This window comes from Citrobacter sp. RHBSTW-00017 (assembly GCF_013797615.1).
In the GTDB taxonomy this organism is placed as follows: domain Bacteria; phylum Pseudomonadota; class Gammaproteobacteria; order Enterobacterales; family Enterobacteriaceae; genus Citrobacter; species Citrobacter braakii.
In genome coordinates this window covers 1,302,642-1,323,796 of record NZ_CP056899.1, presented here as the reverse complement: position 1 = coordinate 1,323,796, position 21,155 = coordinate 1,302,642, and the positions used below count along the sequence as shown (strand labels likewise).

The window sequence follows — 21,155 nt, the reverse complement described above, 5'->3', positions numbered from 1 at the left end:
TTAAAACACTTAAAGTTATGATTAGACTTGCTGTATGACATATATACATTTCAATCATATCTTTAGGATGACTTATCAAAGTGAGTAGTATAATACAAATTATATTTATCAAAATAATTTTCTTCATAAGAATAGCCTCATTAATAGCTTCTACAGTTAGGTATACATCAGTTCAATCCATTGTCAAGAGAAAGTAAATTATAGAATAAGCAAGGGCTAACAAATAGAAGCTATGCTTCTATTTGTTCCCTTGTTTTTCGCCCTTCGGTTGAAAAAATAAAGAATTAAAATTAATAATTTGACTCTCAAATCATAGAAAGTTGTTCTAACTTTTGCATGATTAGACTCAGCTTTACTTCATATTTGTTAAAAATTTTTGTAACCCATTTAGATTCACAATCATAACTTATTGATTTTTATGAATTTTACAACAACTTCTTAGTATATTCTTGCAGTCACAATATCAACCTTACCAGTATGATTGACCGTAAGTAGAAGAAGGGATAAATTATCAGATAGAATCCAAGTACCGACGAGAGATTAGAATGAATGAACAACAGTTTGGTATCTATAGTTCTCTTGAAACTTTTATAGAACAGGAAATATTTAGAGAACTTTGCAGTAATATTTTTGGAATAGGTGTAACAAACAAAATTGAAGGTATTGATGGTGCTTTAGGTACACACCCAGGTTTAAAGAGAAAGCGGAACGAAGACAGGTTGGCTGTTGGCTCTATCACCCTTAATGATAGTCTCATTTATTGTGCAATTCTCTGTGATGGTGTCGGAGGTTCTGCCTTTGGAGACTTGGCTTCTTCATTAGCTATCGCAACTATATTCGGATATTTAAGTACAGAAAATACAAACGAGCATCTTCAGAAAAAAATAGAGAATGCTGTTCTGTATGCCGATAAAACTATACAAGATAAATTATTAGGAGATGGAGCTACAACTTTAAGCTTGTTAGTTGCTTCCTCGTCTGGTGAAATCTATGCACTTAACATTGGTGATAGTAGAATTTTTTCTTGGGAGCCATCTAAAAAGGCACTAACACAAATAAGTTGTGATGACACTATTGAAAATGAAGTTAGTAAACTAAATATTAAAGATAAAACCGCCTTGGAAGCATTTGGCTTGAAGGGCACACTATCTCAGGCTTTGGGTGAATCCAATCGTAATAGTAACGATCTAAATTTTGTTTTCTATGATAAGTCATATTTCAATGAAGGTTTTATTTTAGTAAGCGATGGTGCATGGAAAGATTCTGAGACATCTTTCGAAAAAGTTATAAAAAATGCAGCTAATTCTTTAGATGTAGTAAGAAGAACATTGGCTTTAGCGACCTGGTGCGGTGGAACCGATAATTCTTCGATTATTGCTTTTTCATCAAATCCTGTATTCACTACCGAAAATAAAAATTTTAGGCATAATCATTCAAATATAATCATTGGGGATACCAAATATAGTTTCCTTAACGAAAAGACAAATATTAAAAAAACCTCTCTTTCATATAAAAACAAAAAGAAACCACCTACTAAATCAAAGAAAGATGACACTAATTCAAAAGAGATAACAATTGTACCTATTGGAAACAATGACAAATAAGGCCTAATCTTTATAAAGAAAGGATACATTATGATGGCTAATAGATATGTAGATGTAGGCGAGGATTTACAATTTGGCGGATTTGGAGAAGTTAGGTTATTACATGACAACTTTCTTGGAAGGAAAATCTTATGTAAATCAATGTCCAACCCAGATAATAATGACCAACTTTACAATGAAATCATCGCTTTATCTAAGGCAAGATCTCGTCATGTAGTAGAGATATATGATGTTTTATTTGATCAAAATAGGAATGTCAGTGGCATTATTATAGAGTATCTTGATGGCAGAGATTTCTCTAAATTCTATTTAGAATATGAGAATAATCCAGAAGAATTTCTAAAAATTTTATTCCAAATAGCCAGTGGTCTCTATGATCTTCACCAAGCTGGAATTACCCATAGGGACATGAAGTTAGAAAATATTAAAGCCTCCAACGCAGGAGTCGTTAAAATTTTTGATTTCGGCATATCAGCAATAACAGATGACTATATCACTAAAAACAATCGTGGAACATTGATTTATGCGGCCCCAGAATTATATTTTGAAAATGCAAGGATTAGTAGGGAAATGGATATCTATGCATTTGGGATAATTGCCTGGAATCTTGTCACCACCCAAAATAATTTTGACAGAGCATTGTTAGATACTCCTCCACATTCTAAACATAAATATCAATCCATAGCTCATGTTTGTAAAAACAAATTACCAGAAGAAATAATAAATTTAATTGATGCAACATTATGTCCAAATCCAGCTAATCGCCCTACAATAGAGGAAATAGTACCTTTATTGGCAAAATACTTAGTAATACACAAGCATAAAGGGATTTTCACCGAAAACGCAAGAAATGTATATGAATTATCATCTGTCCAAAAAGGTGTTAAATTAAAAATAGCTCCGCTGGGAGAGATAGATATATATTATGACGGCCTCGAATTTAAAATAACCTACGTTGATGGTGATGTTTTCATCAATAATATGAGACCAAATGTAAACACCGTGTTACCTAATTCTTGTCTATTGACATTTGGTGCCCCCCATTTACGCAATAGACGGTTTATGACTTTTTCATCTTCACATCCAGAGGTGGTATTATGACCAAAGTTTCATTTGAAAATAACACATTACTTATTGGCAGATACCATATAATTCGCTATTTAGCCGCAGGCGGTATGCAAGAAGTATATTTATGTCATGATACTGTTCTAAATAGAGAAGTAGTTTTAAAAACACCAAAAGCAGGGACTAAGGATAGAAGATTTAAACGAGGCGCTGAAATGGGTGCCAGAATAAATCATTCCAATGTTGCATCTACTTTAGATTACTATGAAGATGAGAATTTAACATTTTTGATAGAGGAATTCATTTCTGGGCAAGATCTTTCCAAAAGAATGTCTGCTGAATTTCATTATTTAGACCCACATACATGTGCCCATGTAATAAAAAATCTTGCAAAAGCACTACATGAAGCTCATAAAGTAGGAATCTGTCATAGAGATTTAAAACCCAGCAATATAATGGTATCAAATGATTTTAATTTATCTATGGTCAAGTTAACAGATTTTGGTATTGCTAAACTAGCTGAAAGCGAAATCGAATCTGAAATAGAACTTTTTGAGAAAGATGAAAGTACCTTAACAACATCTCAAACACTATTAGGGGCAGTACCTTACATGGCCCCTGAATGTTGGGATGACTGGAAAGGTGCAGGTCAGGAAATGGATATTTGGTCATTAGGGTGTATTGCTTACCATTTATTATCAGGTCAACTTCCTTTTGGCTCTGGTCGAAGAGCAATTAGAGAAGTCGCTAGATTCCAGGATAATAATACAAAACTTGTAAAACCGCAAAATATTGGGCTCCACGCATCTTCTGCAATTTTAGAAAAAGAATTATGGGCTTTGATTACAAATTGTATTGTCGCTGACCCTCAAAAACGGCCTACCGCTGCGAATATTCTAGATGCATTCGACTCTATTTGTTATTCGAATGAGCCACGTCGTTTCGGTACAATTTATGATTTTGGTGTGCCTTATCGAGAAACAGGCCATATAATTGACAACGGTAGACAAGCGGGGATGTTATTCTTCCACTCTTCAGAATTTTACGGTAACTCGTTACCTCAGCAGGGGAAAAATGTTACCTATTCAGTATATCCCGGATTACCACACGATAGATGCTCTACAATTCTATTATTGAAATAACATTAGAGAGATCTCATTCGAGATCTCTCTAATAACATACTATATAAATAGTATTCATATAAAACCCTTCTGTAAATGATGCATTTGACAATCAAAATAAATGATATATATCTATGTTGTATATTTTATAAAAGGGAATTTATGAGAATATCAAGAAAACATTCTAAATCATATATTTTTTCAAAAGATAGTGATACTACAACACCTTTAAATATTTCATTCAACAATCGTACATATTGCGTGAGTGTCCGTTTCAATGAAAAAGAACTGAAAATAATTAATTCTAAAAGAGGAGAGATAAGTAAAGGTAAGTGGCTCCGTTTACTTGCACTTGAAAAAAATACACAAGCCATACCCACCATAAATTTGAATGCTTGGAATTCACTGACAATCATAGTACAAAATTTAAATAGAATTGCTGCACATATCGACACCAAAAGCAAAGACAGCAAACTTACTTACACAGAGCTTTTCGCTGTAAAGCGACAACTGAAAGAGCTTCGCCAGCACCTGCTAAATGCTGACATATGGAGCAAACCCGATGAAGGGTATGCAGAAGATCAAAAGGGGTAAGAACTTCTCAGGTGTGGTCCAGTATGCATTGAAGCCAGGTTCACATCACAAAAGTGATCCAATCGTCATTGGCGGGAACATGTTAGGTGATTCAGCCTTTGAACTAATAGCTGAATTTAATGGCACTAAACAGCTTCGCCCAGATGTTCAGAAGGCCGTTTGGCATAACTCGCTACGATTGCCTGGCAGTGAATCATTAGCGAATGACCAATGGGTAACCATAGCTGACGACTACATGAAGAGGATGGGGTTCAGTGATACTCATCTCCGTTGCTATGTTCTACATGACGATTCTGCCGGTCAGCACATACATATCATTGCAAGCAGGATAGACCTCAATGGAGGGAAGCTCTACCTTGGCAGGAATGAGAACCTTATAAGTACCCGCATAATCAGTGAGCTTGAAATCACTCATAATCTAACAGTGACCAAGACAGCACCTTCCATTACACCAAAGCAACCGAAGCGGAAAAGAATCTCTCGCAACGAACAGATGCTATCAGAACGAACTGGTGTTCCCTGCCCCAAGAAATCCCTTCAACAGATCATTGATAAAAGTTTGGCAGATACACCTGACCTTTTAACTTTGATCAAGAGGCTGGAAGAGGCAGAAGTCGGCTGGACGGCTAACATTGCCTCTACCGGTAAGATGAACGGCTTCTCATTCGAATACCGCGATATAGCTTTCAAGGCTTCACAGTTAGGCAAGGGTTACTCTTGGGCAAATCTTCAAAAGCAACTTAACTACAACCCCGACCACTTAGAATTTCTGCGAAAGGGTATACAGACGAAGGAAGCTCTTCCTGTTCCTGTTCCTGCTCCTGCTCCTGCTCCTGCTCCTGCTCCTGCTCCTGCTCCTGCTCCTGCTCCTGCTCCTGCTCCTGCAATAGTTTTGAAAACCGCTGAGAGAAAGGAAAGTATCGGTAAAAAAATTGCAGAACTGGAACTACGGCTCAGAGAAGACAAACGGAACGAAATCGTAGAAAAGATCCTTCAAAAGAATGCAGACAAACAGCAAAAGCATCTCAGGCTCACCGGCTGGATTCCCTTTTTACAACGGCTCATAGAGCTTCTCAGAAAATATGGAAAGAGCATCCTCCACAAGGTTCCTACAAACTTCTCAGAAGTCTATTCAACACATCATCTGAAACCTACAAGAAAAATTCGTTTATAGACAGCTAGTTGTAAACACCTTTCGTAACCTAACTCAATTGCTTAGTAATAAATTTGTGTTTAGTCAAGAAAATATTGATCGTTATTACAGATCGATAATCTAGTTATGATAGACAATAACTATCAAGTAACAATCATCGATCGGTACAAGCAATTTTACTAAAGCGAGTCGGTCATCGAGAATCTCTGTAAACGCACCATTTAATCTTCCAGATTGGGATAGCTATGGAAAACGAAACAATAAAGTGCCCGTTCTGCTTTACACAAAGTCCTCATGGTGTGCGGATTTGCAAAGGCTGTCATGCAAAGGTCGCTTACGGTGAAAGCCCGCTCAGTGTGGCATTCCTGTTTCAATTCGTGGCATTTGGTCTCGCGTGGTTAGCATTTTCGTGGACCGGCAGCACTCTTGTATCAGTCATTACGTTTTTCGTAAGCATCATTATTCTTATCTATAAAATCAAAAGAATGTATGCAGACAGAGTTGTTTTTATACGGTGAAATTAATTTCACACAACCGCAAACATAAAATGAGAAAGTAAATGAACCGATTTATAACGTCCTCTTTTTTTATTATTGTCTTCCTGCTTTCTGGCTGTTCAACATCAGGGAACCAGAACCTTAAAAACGAAACACCACAAAGCCTCCAGTCAAAGATCATTAAAAACAAAACAACTAAGACGGAATTACTCACTAAGTTAGGTGAGCCTGATACAAGAACCACACTCGATGACGGAAATGAGCAATGGAAATATTTCATGTCTAACAATCAGTTCAATGCAACGACTTTCATTCCTGTTGTGGGGCTGTTTACTGGTGGTTCCCAAACTCAGTCTAAAACTCTTGAAATCGACTTCAAGGGAGAGACTGTAAGTAAATGGACTTTTTCCTCTGACAATAACAACACCAAAACTGGCATTCTTAATTAATTGTTTTTTGGATAAGAAAATGAAAATATACTCAATTATCACAGTTATCATTACCACCTTCCTTCTAACCGCATGTAACAATGAACCATCGCAAGACGATATATACAATGTTTTCAAAAGTGTTGTAGATAGAACAAATACAAGTATGAAAGCTCTTGATTCAAGAGTTACAGAAAAAGATCTTTTAAGAATCGATTACGTGAAGAAAGTTAGTTGCACAGAAGAAGCAAACAATGTTTATAACTGCATTGTCGATGCCTCTATTAGTAATATGAAACAAACAAAACCAGTAAAACTAATCAAATCTGATGGTGTCTGGAAAGAAGTTCAGTAGTAGCCTATATCAAGAAGTCTTTTAGCCCCTGCTTAGGGGCTTTTTATTGCCTATAACCTGACGGTTCTTACGCGAACTTCATGGGTTAACTCTTTCTCAATTACTTTCATTTCATATTGTGCTCTGACAGTAGCATAGATTTCCTCTGCTTTTTCTTGATTGTTATCTATGTAATTAACAAGCGAGTTTAGTTCCCTAATAACTCCTTCTTTGTTATTTAATCGTTGTAGAAGATTGCTTGTCAGACTTTTGTATACCGAGCTAAACATAGTCATTATGTTATCAATATTACGATTGGATTTGGAATAAATCCTTTTAGGGTAGAAATATTTTAAATGGTATCCCACAAAAATTAAGTAAAGTTGATATGAGAAACTTTTATCTCCGGGCTGGTACCGTTTTGAGATATATTTATCAATTATAATGATAAGTTGCTCTTCCAGAGTAAACTCTGAATTGATGATGTTTTTGTCCATAAAATGCATCCTTGCATAATTGAAATAGTCATCCTGACCATATATTTATATTTATCGTATTTATTTAACTTGTCAATAGGTGTAACCTATCAACTATTATTTTTTATTAAATGGTCTATTCAATTGTTCCATAGTGAGACCATGTCTATAAGCATTATACTGCCAATAGCTAAACTGCTCTTTGTATCTATTGTTCTGTTTTTTTAACATTTCATTTTCGGCTTTAAGATTTATTATTTGTTGTGCCGCAATCGTTAAGTTAGCTGGCTTTTTAAGGCCTGATTTTTTCAAATTAGACAAATTTTTCTTTGTTCTATATGCTTCAACAAGTTCATCATGAGCACTTAGAGATTGCCTTGTGATAGTTCTGTTTAGATTCTTATAAACTGATTCACATAAATCGCTCCATGTGATTTTACCGTCCCAAGTCAGTATAATGTGTTTAATTGCCTTTATTTCACTCCTGTTTAAATGTTTTGCCATATGCATCTCCTGTTTCAATTATTCAATAGTTTATTAATTCTTTCCAAATTTTTTTTGTGGTGTTGCAACCATTTGTCTGCACCATAATCACCATTTTCATAAGCGATCTGAGTTATTCTCTTTAATTGCATTACTTTCTCTCGGACAGATTGCAGTCTAATTCTATCTACTGAGTTAATGTCCGGTGTTTCATTATCACATTCAATAAGATGATTAATTTTTGCACAAGGCTTGATTAAATAGTTATGTACACAGTAACCAAATTCAGTTAAGTGTATTGCACCTTGATTAAGGTTATCAAAATCAATTGTCAATTCATTTGTGGGTATTGACTCCCTTTGACAGTAATTACTCCTATTCAATTTAATAGCTTTGATTTTATCTAACATATCTTCTTCCGACACATGGTTATAAACTCTGTTCTGATTCGCATTGATACGACCAGACCATTTAGCTATATCCAGTTCAGACATTTCACCATAATGGGCTATTGTGTTTAAAAGGTGCCGTGGCTGGTGTGAGCGAATAAGTAGTGGTTTACCTTCATCATCATAATATCCATATCGGGAAAATATATTTTTATAATTCATCTCATAGCTTTTTTTTCTTTGTATGTCACTGAAAAAGAAACTTTTAGTAGGTTTGTAAAATGTGAAAATTGAAGTCATTCTTGATAAAGAAAATTGATCAGTATTGAGCAAGCATAAAGCATTACTAAATTTTATGGATTTTTCTTTATCATACCATGGAAAATCTCTGCTAAAATTAGAACTAATAATTTCCCACAAATTACTCAATGAATAGTTGTAATCATTGTGGTTTAAGAAACTTTTCCCACCATCCAAACTCGTTCTTTTAATTTTTAAAACACATGATTTATGATCAAATAAATTATACCCCAGTGCATGGCAAACTTGTACAACGGTCAATTTAGCTTTTTCATCAACTGTTGGGCAAAGCTCATGTCGGTAAAATTTATCCGGGTACTTTTCGCACCAGTGAGCAAGTGCTCTTGCATTTTGTGATAAGGAAAGTAATCTTCTAATCGCTTTCTTTGCAACTGGTATCATAACCCGTGGAATCCATTTGATATTAGGGCCATACCCTTTTACCGAATAAAATCTCAAACCATATCTTTCGATACCCTTGCCATCTATTTGTGTAATCTCACAATCAGCAGGTAAGGCTAAAATTTCAGAAATTCTGCTCGGACAACAAAGTAGAAGTGCAAATACTGAACTGGTGAACTTATCCCTTGGACTCAGTAACTCATCATTTTGAGAAAAAATATCAGCAATAGCGAGCAATGCTTCTTCATCTGGTAACTTATCGCTTCGGTGATAATCCTCAATCTCAGGAAGATAATTGTTTTTGACTTTCTGTTTTACATGGTTTTTCCATGAGATATATCCTGACTTCACAAGATTATGTTCACACAGAAACTTTGATATTTTTTCAAGCTGTATTCCACATTTAGCCAAAACGTTACCTTCAAAATATTTACTCCCGATCTGCATTGCCTCATCGAAAACAACGGCTGTAACATTATAAATGAGACCAGTGTTCTGAACCTGCAAAAGGGCCTGTTCGAGACATCGCAAGGCCATCATAATAACCCCATAATTTTTTAATGGTTTCAATGTGTGTTGATATCTGATATATGCTTTCGCAAAATTGATATAATCTTCGTGCATTGCATCAATGGAATCAAAGATTTTATTTCCAATCCCTATTTTTCTAAATGTGACATATCCTTTCCAGGCATACTGCTCCCAATCCTGAGTTTGGGTTAGTCCGGACAGTTGATAGCGACAAAATTTTATGAACTCATTATAATTTTCTTCTACAAGAATATGTTTTTTTGATTTGAACAAAATAATATTATTCATAGTTGATTCACCTCACTGCGATCAATCGGAATAAAAAACATACATTGATTGCAAGGAAATCCTGAATTCTGACTCTGGCATCTACTTGAAGAAAAAAATTTGAAATGACTACTCTTTTTCGATTTGATTCCGTTCATAAAAATATCAGCGACAAATGACAATTGTTCTGAAACAGCGGAATCAATCCTTTCAACACTGTCAGCATGATTTTTAATATAAATCCCCGCACTTGAAGTAGATGAATGATCCAATAATTCAGCTATAGTATTAACATTATGCCCATTCTTAGCCAGCATAGTTGCTATTGTATAACGAAGCCTACGAGGAGTAATATTTAGTATCGAACCGGTACGGTTGGATATTACATTCCCATTATTAACAATACTTTTCAATGCTACATTAGCAATTGTAGGCTTCGCATATAATTTATTATATTCCAGAAGAATTGAACCTGTTATGGATAAATCTGAGAGTTTTTCCTCATTTAAGAAAATAGGAACTTCTCGTTTAGAATAATCATCAAGAGTTTTTCCAAGAGCTTGCTCAACAAGTTTCACTGATTGATTAGCTTGCAATTGAACAATTGATGCAACCTCTGATATTATTGCAAGTTCTCGATATCGTAGTTCTTTACCCCGTTGTTTTACTCGTGGCACTGAAATTACATATTCTACTTTGCCATTATCTAAGTTCTTTTGAAGAAGGTCTTTATATTTCAACATAACTAACTGCTGAGGTCTTCTACCTGTAAGACTGATCAATAGTGATATTGCATAATGTGGCAGTGACAGTTCACCTTTTCTATATGCATGATTCATAGCCTTAATCAAAGAAGTATGTTCTTCTTTATTTAATGGTCCCTCTGTTGGATCATCTTGAAGCACAGACTGACCAGATTTTTTTATTTTTAGGTCCAAATGCTTTAACAGTTCTACCGCACTTTCATCTATTCCCGGATATCCTAACTCAAACCATTTAATCAAAAATGGTCGTAAAACGCGAAATGATGCTGAGGCTTTTGATAATTTCTTATTTTGATATTCAATTAGAACCTTATCATCAATATGAGTAGGAGATAGTTTACGGATAAGACTCTCCATATTTCTAACAATATTTTTCACATACAAATAGCTGTTGCTATTAAAATAATATTGTACTGTATATACAAACCCACAAACCAAATTTTCGTTCATAGCATATATTAAGTTTGTAAGATTGATTCCGTTATTTTCAATCGAACTGACGATTTTATGTTCATGCAAAGACATTTTATCAGATTTATTTTTAATTAAATTATTCATCAAATTCTCCTTTGAATAGTTGCTCTTGTTGTTCAAGTGCAGTTTTTTTCGATAGCTCATAAATATGCCTGCGATTATAAATCATTGAAGTTTCTGAACCCGGTCGCCATCCCATGAGATAAGAACGGATTTGTTGCTCTTTTTCATCGGATATGTCCTGATTCTTGTCTATTGCTTTCGAAAACTCATAATTCCATGTATGTCTGAGTTTGTGACCTGTCAATCCCCCTAGAAGTGAGGAGGATTGACGAACAACACTCACCACTTTGTGATATGAAGAAAATGAAATAGGTTGCCCTTGAGTTTTTCCTTCCTTATAAGTAATAAACAGGAAATCATGTTTGTTAGAATTTTTTATGTTTCTTCGATCATTCAGAATATAATCTGAAATTTCAAACATGAGCTTTTTATCAGCAATTAATTTCCTCTCACAAGTTTTAACTAAAGGCTGATACACTCGCGGATCTGTTTTATCATTTGCTCTTCTTCTTATTGCAATTGTCGATTCTGCAAAATCTATATCACCAATTCGCAGATTCAAAAGTTCACCTGCTCTCAGGCCAAAGCAGTGTAATAGCAGGAATATTAGATTGTTTCTTTTTTGCACTTTTTCTGAAAAAGGATTTAATTTGCTACCCGGTGCAAGAATGCTAAACAAAGAATCCAATTGTTCATTATTTAAACTTTTTTCTATATCCATATTATATTTATCATTATTTCTCGGTTTCTTTCGTTTTATGTTGTTTATGAAATCTAAAATATATTTGAGAGTATCCTTCTGTCCTGTATGAGAAAGATGTATTTTGCACAGCCATTCCAGATAGTTAGCTATGGTTGTTATCCGAAAGTACTTAGTTGGTTTTTTGACATTTGAACTTCTAAAATTATCATTCTCGCCATCTCGAAAATTGAATGAAGTGAATTCGATCAAATCTTCAATTTCATGAGGAGCCAGAAATATCCTTTTCTGAATTCTTTCATCAATATTGATATTTTTTCTCATAAAGAATCGATATAACAATGAAATGCTCCCAGCGATAACCTTCATTGTTGATATAGACTCTGACCGATTCCTGACTTGTGTTGTTATATACAAGTTTGGATAATACAATGGCTCACCAGTATCTTTATTTACAACATGACAATATCTCTCACCATTTTCGAACATAAAAGAATCCACACAAATACTGCACATATTTTCCTCCTAAACTTTACAAAAAGTATAATTCCAATATATTAATAATAAGCATTTCGTAGATTTACAAATTTATTTGGATCGATTAAGATATTTATTTAAATTAAAACAGTGAGATAGACGATTATTCTTGTCAAATTATCATCTGGTAGATCTAGTTATTATTATGTACACCTAATACTTCGAAAACTATCTCACTGCCTTGCTAATAAACGGCAACCAAAATAATGTAAGTTATTCTGTAAAGTTTTAAGATAAATTATGCAGCCAAACTTTACATTTTCATAAAAAGCTCTTTATCCATTAGATATAAAATTATCCGCTTCGCTAGGAGTTTCAATTCATCAGGACATTTAATTAGAGATAACCAGGTCTCGTAAACATATATCTGTTTGCAAGCATTAAGCTCAGAGATCGAGTCTAAAGGTTCTCTCAGATTTCCTACAAGGTACTGACTGAGCCAGTAAATGATTTCTTTATTAAACTCGTTATTAGGTAAGTCATAAATCACTTCTTGGTCAAAGATCTTGTAAAAAAGATCTCCGCATAAATTGCACATATGGTTTTCTTCGCTTACAAATTCTTCGATATTCATAAAATCACTCCTAAGTTCAATTAAGCAACATTATTTCGACTTGTTTCGATAACAGACTGAATCCAGGTATCAATCTCACTTTCAACGAAAGCTACTGCACGACTTCCAATTTTGACAGGAGCAGGAAACTTACCATCGTTGATCAGACGATATATCCAGGCTTTTCCGTAGCCAGTTCGTTCGAGAACTTCTGGTAATCGTATTAGGCGGGTTGCTTGATTTTTCATTTCGTTATCCCTTGTCGTTGCGGTGAAGTCACTATACGAACAGTTGGGAAAAGAAAAGAGCGAAGCTCCTGAAGCGGAGGTTCTTCGTAGCTATGCAGGATGGTTTTCTCGAAGTTGGTGCCGTACAGAAAAGGGGAACTTGAGAGTAGCTGAAATTCCCCCGTTTTATAGCAAGTGTCAAAATGCCCGGTTTAAAGTAAAAATCGCAAAAAAAAAGCACCATTCACAATGGTGCCTTTAGTTAATTTTAACAATTAAAACAAATAGTTATAAATGTAATTCTAATCAGATAGTTTCATTACATCAGAGACTTTCATTTGCTTCAAATGGCTATTTTTGTTCATGAAGTAATGGAATTGTCGGATAAAGTCAGTTGTGCAGGATTTAAGAGCCAAAGGCCTGTCGGTATCTTTGATTTGGCTAGACTGCCTCATTTCGCTTTCTTCGTCATCGTCTGTATATAGCAGTCTGGATAACCTGTCGTCAGAGACACGGATTTTTTTAACGGCTGCCCACACCAGGATATCCAGCATAGGTATCACACGATAACTGATGAGTTTCTTGATAGTTCCATACCCAAAGCGAACTGATTCTAAAGGATCTGGTTCGATACCTTTGATTTTACGCCACTGCGGTAATGCAGCTTTAAGCGACTCTGCAATCTCTTCGTCTGTGCCACTTGCCAAATCAATCTCGAACATGACTGTTCGTGAAAACTGATCTGGCATAATATCTGAAAGTGATTCTTCCCGAAGATCTCTGTTTATTGAATAATTGTCATCACCATCCCAAACAAAACCTCCGCGTTGCATAGCAATGATGCTCGTTTCAGCAAGGCGATCAAGAGTTGTTAGAAAAAAATGGGGAGGCTGAAAAAGTTTATTGGCAGGAGTCATGTATCCCAGTTGCCCTTCTTCAATTAAAAAAGGATTGCCACTGAAAATTTTTGAGAAGTAACCCATAAGAGTTCTGCTCTCAAACTCTTCCCGATACTCCTTAAAGAACAAGTTACGAGCCCATATCTCATGGTAAAACTGGAGCAATGAGAGGTCTTCAAATTTGCGATATGTATCAATCTTAAACCAACTCTTGATGTCTTTTGTGTGCTCTGGTGACCAGTTGTTCAAAATCCATTCTCCACCTATGCTGGTACTGCCCTACGGATAGAATTCAGTTTCGCTGAAAAACTACCGCATTCACTAATCGGTGAAAAGCAGATCCTGCTTGCGCAGTTCAGCTACTAGCAGGGAGTTGAACTGAAGAATTTGTTTCCTTTTGATACAATTCTCCAATCCGCTAATCGTGATAACCCATACCATTACGATTTATGGTTCCTTTTTAGAACCACACATAAAATTCAAAGTATAAATAACATTAAAAATCAATGGAATGAATTGCTAATTACAGGGACGCCAGCCCACCAAAATTCTCCATCGGTGATTACCAGAGTCATCCGATGAAGTCCTAAGAGCCCGCACGGCGCAAGCCCTGCGGGCTTTTTTGTGCCCTCTATTTGTCCCGCGAAGTCCGAAGAGAACTAATTAAATCCGAACCTTTTAGGCCCATTGATAGGCCCAACGAAAAGCTATATTGTTTTCGTTGGGCCTAAACGCATGGAGATTCCCCATGGCAAGAAAAACCAAGCCGTTAACCGATACGGAAATCAAAGCCGCCAAACCTAAAGATGCCGATTACCAGCTGTATGATGGGGACGGGCTTACTCTATTAATCAAGTCTAGTGGTAGTAAGCTCTGGCAGTTCCGTTACTATCGACCGCTGACAAAACAGCGAACCAAACAGAGCTTCGGTGCCTACCCTGCAGTCTCCCTTTCTGATGCGCGTAAACTCAGAGCTGAATCTCGAGTTTTGTTGGCGAAAAACATTGATCCTCAGGATCATCAGAAAGAACAGGTAAGAAATTCTCAAGAGGCTAAAACCAACACTTTCCTGTTAGTTGCCGAGCGTTGGTGGAATGTGAAGAAAACCAGCGTAACAGAGGACTATGCCGAGGATATCTGGCGCTCGCTTGAGAGAGATGTTTTCCCAGCAATCGGTGATATCAGTGTCACTGAGATTAAGGCTCATACTCTGGTTAAAGCAGTGCAGCCGGTTCAGGCCAGAGGTGCATTAGAGACAGTCCGACGCCTTTGTCAGCGTATTAACGAGGTCATGATTTATGCGCAGAACACAGGCTTGATTGATGCAGTTCCCAGTGTAAATATCGGAAAAGCGTTTGAGAAACCGCAAAAGAAAAACATGCCAAGCATACGCCCGGATCAACTTCCACAGCTAATGCAGACTATGCGTACGGCAAGTATCAGCTTGTCCACAAGATGTCTATTCATGTGGCAACTTCTCACCATCACCCGTCCTGCCGAAGCTGCTGAGGCTCGATGGGATGAAATCGATTTTGATGCTAACGAATGGAAAATTCCTGCAGCCCGAATGAAGATGAACCGAGACCATACGGTTCCACTATCCGATGAGGCTCTCTCTGTACTAGAAATGATGAAGTCACTTAGTGGTGGCCGAGAATTTATTTTTCCCAGTCGCATTAATCCGACCCAGCCAATGAACAGCCAAACAGTTAATGCAGCCCTTAAGCGTGCTGGCTTAGGAGGCGTTCTCGTATCACATGGTTTACGTTCTATCGCTAGTACGGCGCTCAATGAGGAAGGATTTCCGCCTGATGTTATTGAGGCTGCACTTGCTCATGTGGATAAGAATGAGGTTCGTCGCGCTTACAATCGAAGTGACTATCTTGAGCAACGACGACCGATGATGCAGTGGTGGGCTGATTTTGTTAAAGCAGCAGATAGCGGCAGCATTGTGAATAGTAGGGTTAGGGGAATACGTCTTGTAGGATGAATCCTTTATCAGCACCCATTATGGGTGCTGATAACTCGCCTATAGGTAGTACGGAATTTTACCCTTTGGTTTTCTTTTTTCTAGTAACCGTATTATCTAAAGCCAATTTGGGTAATGGTGCCAACTTACTGATTTAGTGTATGATGGTGTTTTTGAGGTGCTCCAGTGGCTTCTGTTTCTATCAGCTGTCCCTCCTGTTCAGCTACTGAAGGCGTGGTGCGTAACGGTAAAAGCACTGCCGGACATCAGCGCTATCTCTGCTCTCACTGCCGTAAAACATGGCAGCTACAGTTCACTTACACCGCCTCTCAGCCCGGTACACACCAGAAAATTATTGATATGGCCATGAATGGCGTCGGATGTCGCGCCAGTGCACGCATTATGGGCGTTGGCCTCAACACGATTTTACGACACTTAAAAAACTCAGGCCGCAGTCGGTAAACTCACGCATACAACCGGGCAGTGACGTCATTGTTTGCGCGGAAATGGACGAACAGTGGGGTTACGTCGGCGCTAAATCACGCCAGCGCTGGTTGTTTTACGCGTATGACAGGATACGGAGGACGGTTGTGGCGCACGTATTCGGTGAACGCACGTTGGCCACGCTGGAGCGTCTTCTTGGCCTGCTGTCGGCCTTTGAGGTCGTGGTATGGATGACGGATGGCTGGCCGCTTTATGAATCACGCCTGAAGGGAGAACTGCACGTTATCAGCAAGCGATATACGCAGCGCATTGAGCGGCATAACCTGAATCTGAGGCAGCATCTGGCAAGGCTGGGCAGGAAGTCACTGTCGTTCTCAAAATCGGTGGAGCTGCATGACAAAGTCATCGGGCATTATCTGAACATAAAACACTATCAGTAAGTTGGAGTCATTACCGGCGCATGGATGGTGTCAGGCACTATTCCAATGATGATTTATTATGGTCTGAAGTGGATTAACCCGCAGTATTTCTATATTTCAGCATTTATGCTGGGAGCGCTGATCTCAGTCTGTACCGGCACCTCCTGGGGATCCATCGGAACCGTCGGGATCGCCATGATTGGCGTAGCGATTGGTCTGAATGTTTCGCTGCCCATTGCTGCTGGCGCTATTGTCTCCGGCTGCTGGTTTGGTGATAAGCTTTCTCCGGTTTCTGACTCAACCAACATGGCGGCGCTGGCTGCCGGTGTAAACCTGTACTCGCATATCGGCCATCTGCTGTGGACCACCGGCCCGGGATTTATTATCTGCTGCGTCGTATACAGCTATATGGGCATGGGCATTGATGCCTCATCCAGCGCGCCAGCCAATATCACCAACTTGATGAACGCTATCGGCCAGATTTATCACTTTAACATTCTGCTATTGTTGCCACCGATCATCGTTTTGTATGGCTCATTGTCAAAAAGACCGCCAATCCCGATGCTCTTTTTATCCACAATAGTCTCGATGATTCTGGCATTAGCCTTTCAGCAATTTACCGCATCATCGGTTGGCGAATCCGTGGTTAGCGGCTTTAAGCTCGCGATGCTCACCGGAGATAACCTGCCAACACTGTCATCAGATGTTTCCCGCTTACTGGAACGAGGCGGCGCCATTTCAATGTTTAGCAGCTTCGTCACCGTCTTCAGTGCCTTCAGCTTTGCCGGCGCAATGAGTGCGACAGGCTCTTTGCACACCGTGATAAACGCGCTCACGAAAGGCGTTAAATCCACATTCCGCCTGGTGGCCACCACGATTGTGACGACGTTCACCATCTGTGCCTGTACGGCAAATGGAACCTTGCCACTGCTGCTGTGCGGCGATGCCTTTAAAGAAGAATATAAAAAACGAGGGCTTGCGACAAAGAACCTCTCACGTACTACCGAAGATGCCGGAACCGTTGTCGAACCGATTATCCCCTGGTCTGCCTCGGGCGTTTATTGCGCCACGATGCTGGGCGTGGCGACGCTTGATTATTTGCCATGGGCAATCCTCTGCTACAGCGGCATCATCTTTGCCCTGCTGTGGGCTGCCACCGGTATTGGTATTGCCAAATATGAACCAAATGAAGCTACAGAGCATATGGTTGAGCAAAAATCATAGGCTAATAAATAGCTAAATATTGGCTACCACCAGGGTAAATTTAATATATCGATTAGATATACAGAAATATTCTTCACTGTTGCGTTGCTTAAACTATTTTTCAGAGACTGTCCAGGAGTCAGCAATGTCTTTGTTTGATGATATTGTCATAAGGGATGTTAATTGCCGTAAATACGGTCAATTACAACAGATGTACGGCACCACCGATGTATTACCGCTGTGGATTGCAGATATGGATTTTGTGACGCCAGAGCCAATCATGAGCACACTGCGTTCGGTGGTATCGCAGCCAGTACAAGGCTACAACCTGGATTATCCGCAATGGAAAGAGTCCGTTATTCATTGGTATGCGCAACAGTATGATGTCGACATAAAGCCACACTGGTTGCATTTTATTCCCGGCGTCATAAAAACTATCGTGCTCTCTCTGATGGTGTTTACCCGACCAGGTGATAATGTTTTAACCTGTACGCCAATATATGACCCCTACCCTAATCTGGTAAACACCAGCGGCAGGAATTTGATTCAAACGCGCCTCATTGAGAAAGATGGTCATTACGAATTTGACTGGCATGATTTCAGCGAAAAACTCAAGCAGTGCAAAATGTTTCTTTTCCCTTCGCCGCATAATCCGGGCGGTATGGTGTGGTCGCGGGAAACGCTGGAAAAAGTAAGTCACTATTGTCAGCAAGCTGGCGTCATTATTCTCTCAGATGAAGTGCATAGTGATTTAACCCTGCCAGGCAAGCGCCATCTGCCGTTTTTTACTTTAGACGAAGCGACAGGGAGCCAGTCAATCGTGCTGACCTCAATCAGTAAAACCTTCAACACGGCGGCGATCCAGGGCGGAATTGCCATTATTAAAAATGATGAATTACGCCATCAGTTCTATGGTTTCCTGGATAACTGCTACCTTGCCGAGACACATTCATTACAGCAGGCGGCCATTTACAGCGCCTTTACCCATTGTGGCGACTGGCACCAAAAATTATTAGCCTACCTGGCCGACAATGTGGCGTTTGTTAAAAGTGAAATTGAAAAGCACTGTCCCTTAATCTCCATTGTGTATGGCGGCGCATCGTATCTTCTGTTTCTGAACGCGGAAAAAATGAATCTTAGCGATGAACAGCTAAGCGCATTTTTTGTGAAGGAAGCAAAACTGGGTCTGTCACCAGGCGCGCAATATGGCCCCGGCGGAGAGGGTCACATGAGACTCAACGTTGGGTGCCCGCGCTCGGTACTGGTAGAAGCGATGAACCGACTGAAAGCGGCGTACCAAAAACGACAGAACGCATAGCGCGCATCACACTCTTTGCCCCGCCACGGTGGGGCAAAACTATACAAAGATGTTGCAGAACTGCTATAAAGTTTTTCCGTTCTGTCGGCTGGTGTTAAACTGGAAAGTGTGATCTTCATCATAACCTGCTTAAACAGAGAAAAGAGACACTGCTATGCAACATATCATTGAGGGCTTCCTCAACTTCCAAAAAGAGATTTTCCCTCAACGTAAGGAACTCTTTCGCAGCCTGGCATCCAGCCAGAATCCCAAAGCGCTTTTCATCTCCTGTTCCGATAGCCGCCTGGTGCCAGAACTCGTTACTCAGCAAGAGCCCGGACAGCTTTTCGTTATCCGCAACGCCGGTAATATCGTTCCGTCTTTTGGACCGGAACCCGGTGGCGTATCTGCTACGATTGAATACGCGGTTGTCGCACTTGGCGTGACGGATATCGTCATCTGCGGACACTCCAACTGCGGCGCGATGAAAGCCATTGCCGATAGCCAGCCTCTGGATCCGATGCCCGCTGTGGCTCACTGGTTGCACTATGCCGATGCCGCGAAAGCCGTGGTTGAGAAGAAAACCTGGGATAACCCAATCGATAAAGTTAACGCCATGGTGGAAGAAAACGTTATCGCACAGCTCAATAATATTAAAACGCATCCTTGCGTCGCGGTTGGGCTGCGAAATAATGCGCTTCGTCTGCACGGCTGGGTATATGACATCGAAAGCGGTGAAATCCGTACCCTTGATAAAAACAGCAAAACCTACGTTTCCCTTGCAGATAACCCGCAGGTGCATTTCGAGTAAATTTTCCCCTGGAGCAAGGATGCTCTGGAGAGCTTTTACCTACTTTTGTGCTATAGACAAAAAACATGCTTGCGGCTAGTTTTAAAATAGCCACTGGTGTTCTCACATCAGTTTTCGCACATTTATACAACGTTGCGACAGGTCTCATGAACTGAGCCGCAAATAGCTGTTCATACATGATGCAGGCGATAAAAAGGAGCGGGTACGAATGCAAGCAAAAATAAAAAGAATAATAAATATGTTATTCTATCATGAGTCGTGGGATATCATGATTATTAAGGATCATGGTACACACTTATTCCCAAATAATACACTGGATATATTAAGTAAATCCGCTGCACAGCAGTTAAAAAAGAAATATACGTTTCAGGCCGATCCTTTTCTTATTGAAAAAGATGATAAACTGTTTGTTTTTTATGAAGCTTTTAGCTTTCGCAACTCGAAAGGCACGCTCCGATGCCGTATTCTTGATCGTGAACTGGTTGAAATTGATGACGTGAAACTTGAAGGTTTTGACGACCTGATGTGTCATTTGTCATTTCCTTTCCTGATTAATATTAACGATCAGCTCTTCATGATTCCTGAATCATCAGAAAGAAAAGAAGTGATACTGTTTCAGTCAGTAGAGTTTCCTACGCGCTGGAAGAAAATTAAAGTTCTAATCTCTGACACCGAAGTGACAGATAACATTTTTCTTTCAATGAATGAGACCTGCTATCTTATGTCGACCACCATGGATAATAAAATAATTATTCATTCGGCAGAGCATCTTCACGGACAGTGGCAGAGAATTACTCCTGCATTAAAGGTGAGCAATCATCATCATCGGGGAGCGGGTGCGCCTTATCTTGTCGATAACAAAATGTATTTCTTAACCCAGGAATGCACACCTGAAACGTATGGAAAATCTATCTACATCAAAGAATTAGTCACACTGAATGACGCTAATTTTGATGAGAATCTGATCGAACAAATCAATTCGTCGATCAACCACAGTGACGGCGTTCACACGCTAAACTTCTCAAGTAATTATATTGCCTATGATACAAAAATAAATAAGTTCAGTCTGTTGGCAATCTTTAAAAAAATATCATATAAGTGTATGATAAAATATAGAAACGTATATCTTTCCCGGCAAAATAACTGATCCA

22 protein-coding genes are annotated in these 21,155 nt (G+C 38.8%); 14 read left to right on the top strand and 8 right to left on the bottom strand.

Annotated features, from left to right (window positions below):
- Window positions 1–545 precede the first annotated feature (545 nt).
- The 8 genes from HV037_RS06470 to HV037_RS06440 all read left to right on the top strand — a co-directional run bounded on the left by HV037_RS06470 (window position 546) and on the right by HV037_RS06440 (window position 6,817).
- Complete coding sequence (locus tag HV037_RS06470) at window positions 546–1,604, top strand: PP2C family serine/threonine-protein phosphatase (protein ID WP_048268063.1); 1,059 nt, start codon at window positions 546–548, stop codon at window positions 1,602–1,604.
- 30 nt (window positions 1,605–1,634) lie between these two features.
- Window positions 1,635–2,705 (top strand): serine/threonine-protein kinase, encoded by a 1,071-nt coding sequence (locus tag HV037_RS06465; RefSeq protein ID WP_223417041.1) that lies wholly within the window; start codon window positions 1,635–1,637, stop codon window positions 2,703–2,705.
- Window positions 2,702–3,811 (top strand): serine/threonine-protein kinase, encoded by a 1,110-nt coding sequence (locus HV037_RS06460; protein ID WP_072072287.1) that lies wholly within the window; start codon window positions 2,702–2,704, stop codon window positions 3,809–3,811. The genes HV037_RS06465 and HV037_RS06460 overlap by 4 nt, the downstream gene beginning before the upstream one ends.
- Before the next feature lie 141 nt (window positions 3,812–3,952).
- Entirely contained in the window at window positions 3,953–4,384 is a 432-nt protein-coding gene (locus HV037_RS06455; RefSeq protein ID WP_074182637.1) for a hypothetical protein, read from the top strand.
- Window positions 4,353–5,558, top strand: coding sequence for a relaxase/mobilization nuclease domain-containing protein (locus tag HV037_RS06450; protein ID WP_064144775.1), 1,206 nt, complete (start codon window positions 4,353–4,355; stop codon window positions 5,556–5,558). Before HV037_RS06455 ends, HV037_RS06450 begins: the two co-directional genes overlap by 32 nt.
- A 224-nt stretch (window positions 5,559–5,782) precedes the next feature.
- The gene (locus HV037_RS24525) at window positions 5,783–6,055 is read left to right on the top strand and encodes a hypothetical protein (RefSeq protein ID WP_007666384.1); all 273 of its coding nucleotides are present in this window, start codon (window positions 5,783–5,785) and stop codon (window positions 6,053–6,055) included.
- Window positions 6,056–6,096: 41 nt separating this feature from the next.
- Window positions 6,097–6,483, top strand: a complete 387-nt coding sequence (locus HV037_RS06445) for a hypothetical protein (RefSeq protein WP_001078959.1) — start codon at window positions 6,097–6,099, stop codon at window positions 6,481–6,483.
- 19 nt (window positions 6,484–6,502) lie between these two features.
- Window positions 6,503–6,817 carry a hypothetical protein gene (locus HV037_RS06440; RefSeq protein ID WP_000708681.1) on the top strand — a complete coding sequence of 105 codons (315 nt, stop codon included), beginning with the start codon at window positions 6,503–6,505 and terminating at the stop codon, window positions 6,815–6,817.
- A gap of 50 nt (window positions 6,818–6,867) precedes the next feature.
- Here HV037_RS06440 and HV037_RS06435 read toward each other — a convergent pair whose 3' ends face one another.
- From HV037_RS06435 to HV037_RS06400, 8 genes are all read right to left on the bottom strand, one after another.
- Entirely contained in the window at window positions 6,868–7,293 is a 426-nt protein-coding gene (locus HV037_RS06435) for a hypothetical protein (RefSeq protein ID WP_000360018.1), read from the bottom strand.
- 96 nt (window positions 7,294–7,389) lie between these two features.
- A complete protein-coding gene (locus HV037_RS06430) occupies window positions 7,390–7,776 on the bottom strand; it encodes a hypothetical protein (protein WP_049019354.1) in 387 nt (128 codons plus the stop codon).
- Between the two features lie 14 nt (window positions 7,777–7,790).
- The gene (locus HV037_RS06425) at window positions 7,791–9,665 is read right to left on the bottom strand and encodes a DNA-binding protein (RefSeq protein WP_001059592.1); all 1,875 of its coding nucleotides are present in this window, start codon (window positions 9,663–9,665) and stop codon (window positions 7,791–7,793) included.
- Window positions 9,662–10,966: a tyrosine-type recombinase/integrase gene (locus tag HV037_RS06420; RefSeq protein ID WP_008322896.1), complete on the bottom strand. Its 1,305-nt coding sequence runs from the start codon at window positions 10,964–10,966 to the stop codon at window positions 9,662–9,664. Before HV037_RS06420 ends, HV037_RS06425 begins: the two co-directional genes overlap by 4 nt.
- A complete protein-coding gene (locus HV037_RS06415; RefSeq protein WP_008322898.1) occupies window positions 10,959–12,161 on the bottom strand; it encodes a site-specific integrase in 1,203 nt (400 codons plus the stop codon). Before HV037_RS06415 ends, HV037_RS06420 begins: the two co-directional genes overlap by 8 nt.
- A 274-nt stretch (window positions 12,162–12,435) precedes the next feature.
- On the bottom strand, window positions 12,436–12,756 hold the full coding sequence (locus HV037_RS06410) for a hypothetical protein (RefSeq protein ID WP_064152286.1): 321 nt from the start codon (window positions 12,754–12,756) through the stop codon (window positions 12,436–12,438).
- Window positions 12,757–12,776: 20 nt separating this feature from the next.
- Entirely contained in the window at window positions 12,777–12,983 is a 207-nt protein-coding gene (locus HV037_RS06405) for an AlpA family transcriptional regulator (RefSeq protein ID WP_000795663.1), read from the bottom strand.
- Window positions 12,984–13,264: 281 nt separating this feature from the next.
- Window positions 13,265–14,110, bottom strand: coding sequence for a DUF6387 family protein (locus HV037_RS06400; RefSeq protein WP_001067212.1), 846 nt, complete (start codon window positions 14,108–14,110; stop codon window positions 13,265–13,267).
- A gap of 499 nt (window positions 14,111–14,609) precedes the next feature.
- On the opposite strand from HV037_RS06400, the gene HV037_RS06395 reads away from it, so the two are divergent.
- The 6 genes from HV037_RS06395 to HV037_RS06370 all read left to right on the top strand — a co-directional run bounded on the left by HV037_RS06395 (window position 14,610) and on the right by HV037_RS06370 (window position 21,151).
- A complete protein-coding gene (locus HV037_RS06395; RefSeq protein ID WP_181500203.1) occupies window positions 14,610–15,851 on the top strand; it encodes an integrase in 1,242 nt (413 codons plus the stop codon).
- Between the two features lie 165 nt (window positions 15,852–16,016).
- Window positions 16,017–16,714 (top strand): IS1 family transposase gene (locus tag HV037_RS06390; protein ID WP_223274117.1). Its coding sequence is split into 2 segments (ribosomal slippage): window positions 16,017–16,266 and window positions 16,266–16,714, totalling 699 coding nucleotides; the frame shifts between segments, so codons are not numbered across the junction.
- Between the two features lie 45 nt (window positions 16,715–16,759).
- Window positions 16,760–17,917 carry a Na+/H+ antiporter NhaC gene (gene nhaC / locus HV037_RS06385; protein WP_233896642.1) on the top strand — a complete coding sequence of 386 codons (1,158 nt, stop codon included), beginning with the start codon at window positions 16,760–16,762 and terminating at the stop codon, window positions 17,915–17,917.
- A gap of 124 nt (window positions 17,918–18,041) precedes the next feature.
- Complete coding sequence (locus tag HV037_RS06380; protein ID WP_103284130.1) at window positions 18,042–19,214, top strand: PatB family C-S lyase; 1,173 nt, start codon at window positions 18,042–18,044, stop codon at window positions 19,212–19,214.
- 154 nt (window positions 19,215–19,368) lie between these two features.
- The gene (locus tag HV037_RS06375) at window positions 19,369–20,004 is read left to right on the top strand and encodes a carbonic anhydrase (protein ID WP_016154107.1); all 636 of its coding nucleotides are present in this window, start codon (window positions 19,369–19,371) and stop codon (window positions 20,002–20,004) included.
- A gap of 208 nt (window positions 20,005–20,212) precedes the next feature.
- Window positions 20,213–21,151, top strand: coding sequence for a hypothetical protein (locus tag HV037_RS06370; RefSeq protein WP_016154108.1), 939 nt, complete (start codon window positions 20,213–20,215; stop codon window positions 21,149–21,151).
- Window positions 21,152–21,155: the final 4 nt, after the last annotated feature.

Coding starts and splice junctions, on each gene's coding strand:
- HV037_RS06455 (WP_074182637.1), top strand. CDS start 3,953: ATGAGAATATCAAGAAAACATTCTAAATCATATATTTTTTCAAAAGAT.
- HV037_RS06375 (WP_016154107.1), top strand. CDS start 19,369: ATGCAACATATCATTGAGGGCTTCCTCAACTTCCAAAAAGAGATTTTC.
- HV037_RS06430 (WP_049019354.1), bottom strand. CDS start 7,776: ATGGCAAAACATTTAAACAGGAGTGAAATAAAGGCAATTAAACACATT.
- HV037_RS06465 (WP_223417041.1), top strand. CDS start 1,635: ATGATGGCTAATAGATATGTAGATGTAGGCGAGGATTTACAATTTGGC.
- HV037_RS24525 (WP_007666384.1), top strand. CDS start 5,783: ATGGAAAACGAAACAATAAAGTGCCCGTTCTGCTTTACACAAAGTCCT.
- HV037_RS06415 (WP_008322898.1), bottom strand. CDS start 12,161: ATGTGCAGTATTTGTGTGGATTCTTTTATGTTCGAAAATGGTGAGAGA.
- HV037_RS06425 (WP_001059592.1), bottom strand. CDS start 9,665: ATGAATAATATTATTTTGTTCAAATCAAAAAAACATATTCTTGTAGAA.
- HV037_RS06380 (WP_103284130.1), top strand. CDS start 18,042: ATGTCTTTGTTTGATGATATTGTCATAAGGGATGTTAATTGCCGTAAA.
- HV037_RS06470 (WP_048268063.1), top strand. CDS start 546: ATGAATGAACAACAGTTTGGTATCTATAGTTCTCTTGAAACTTTTATA.
- HV037_RS06405 (WP_000795663.1), bottom strand. CDS start 12,983: ATGAAAAATCAAGCAACCCGCCTAATACGATTACCAGAAGTTCTCGAA.
- HV037_RS06445 (WP_001078959.1), top strand. CDS start 6,097: ATGAACCGATTTATAACGTCCTCTTTTTTTATTATTGTCTTCCTGCTT.
- HV037_RS06435 (WP_000360018.1), bottom strand. CDS start 7,293: ATGGACAAAAACATCATCAATTCAGAGTTTACTCTGGAAGAGCAACTT.
- HV037_RS06460 (WP_072072287.1), top strand. CDS start 2,702: ATGACCAAAGTTTCATTTGAAAATAACACATTACTTATTGGCAGATAC.
- HV037_RS06440 (WP_000708681.1), top strand. CDS start 6,503: ATGAAAATATACTCAATTATCACAGTTATCATTACCACCTTCCTTCTA.
- HV037_RS06370 (WP_016154108.1), top strand. CDS start 20,213: ATGCAAGCAAAAATAAAAAGAATAATAAATATGTTATTCTATCATGAG.
- HV037_RS06450 (WP_064144775.1), top strand. CDS start 4,353: ATGAAGGGTATGCAGAAGATCAAAAGGGGTAAGAACTTCTCAGGTGTG.
- nhaC (WP_233896642.1), top strand. CDS start 16,760: ATGATGATTTATTATGGTCTGAAGTGGATTAACCCGCAGTATTTCTAT.
- HV037_RS06420 (WP_008322896.1), bottom strand. CDS start 10,966: ATGAATAATTTAATTAAAAATAAATCTGATAAAATGTCTTTGCATGAA.
- HV037_RS06410 (WP_064152286.1), bottom strand. CDS start 12,756: ATGAATATCGAAGAATTTGTAAGCGAAGAAAACCATATGTGCAATTTA.
- HV037_RS06395 (WP_181500203.1), top strand. CDS start 14,610: ATGGCAAGAAAAACCAAGCCGTTAACCGATACGGAAATCAAAGCCGCC.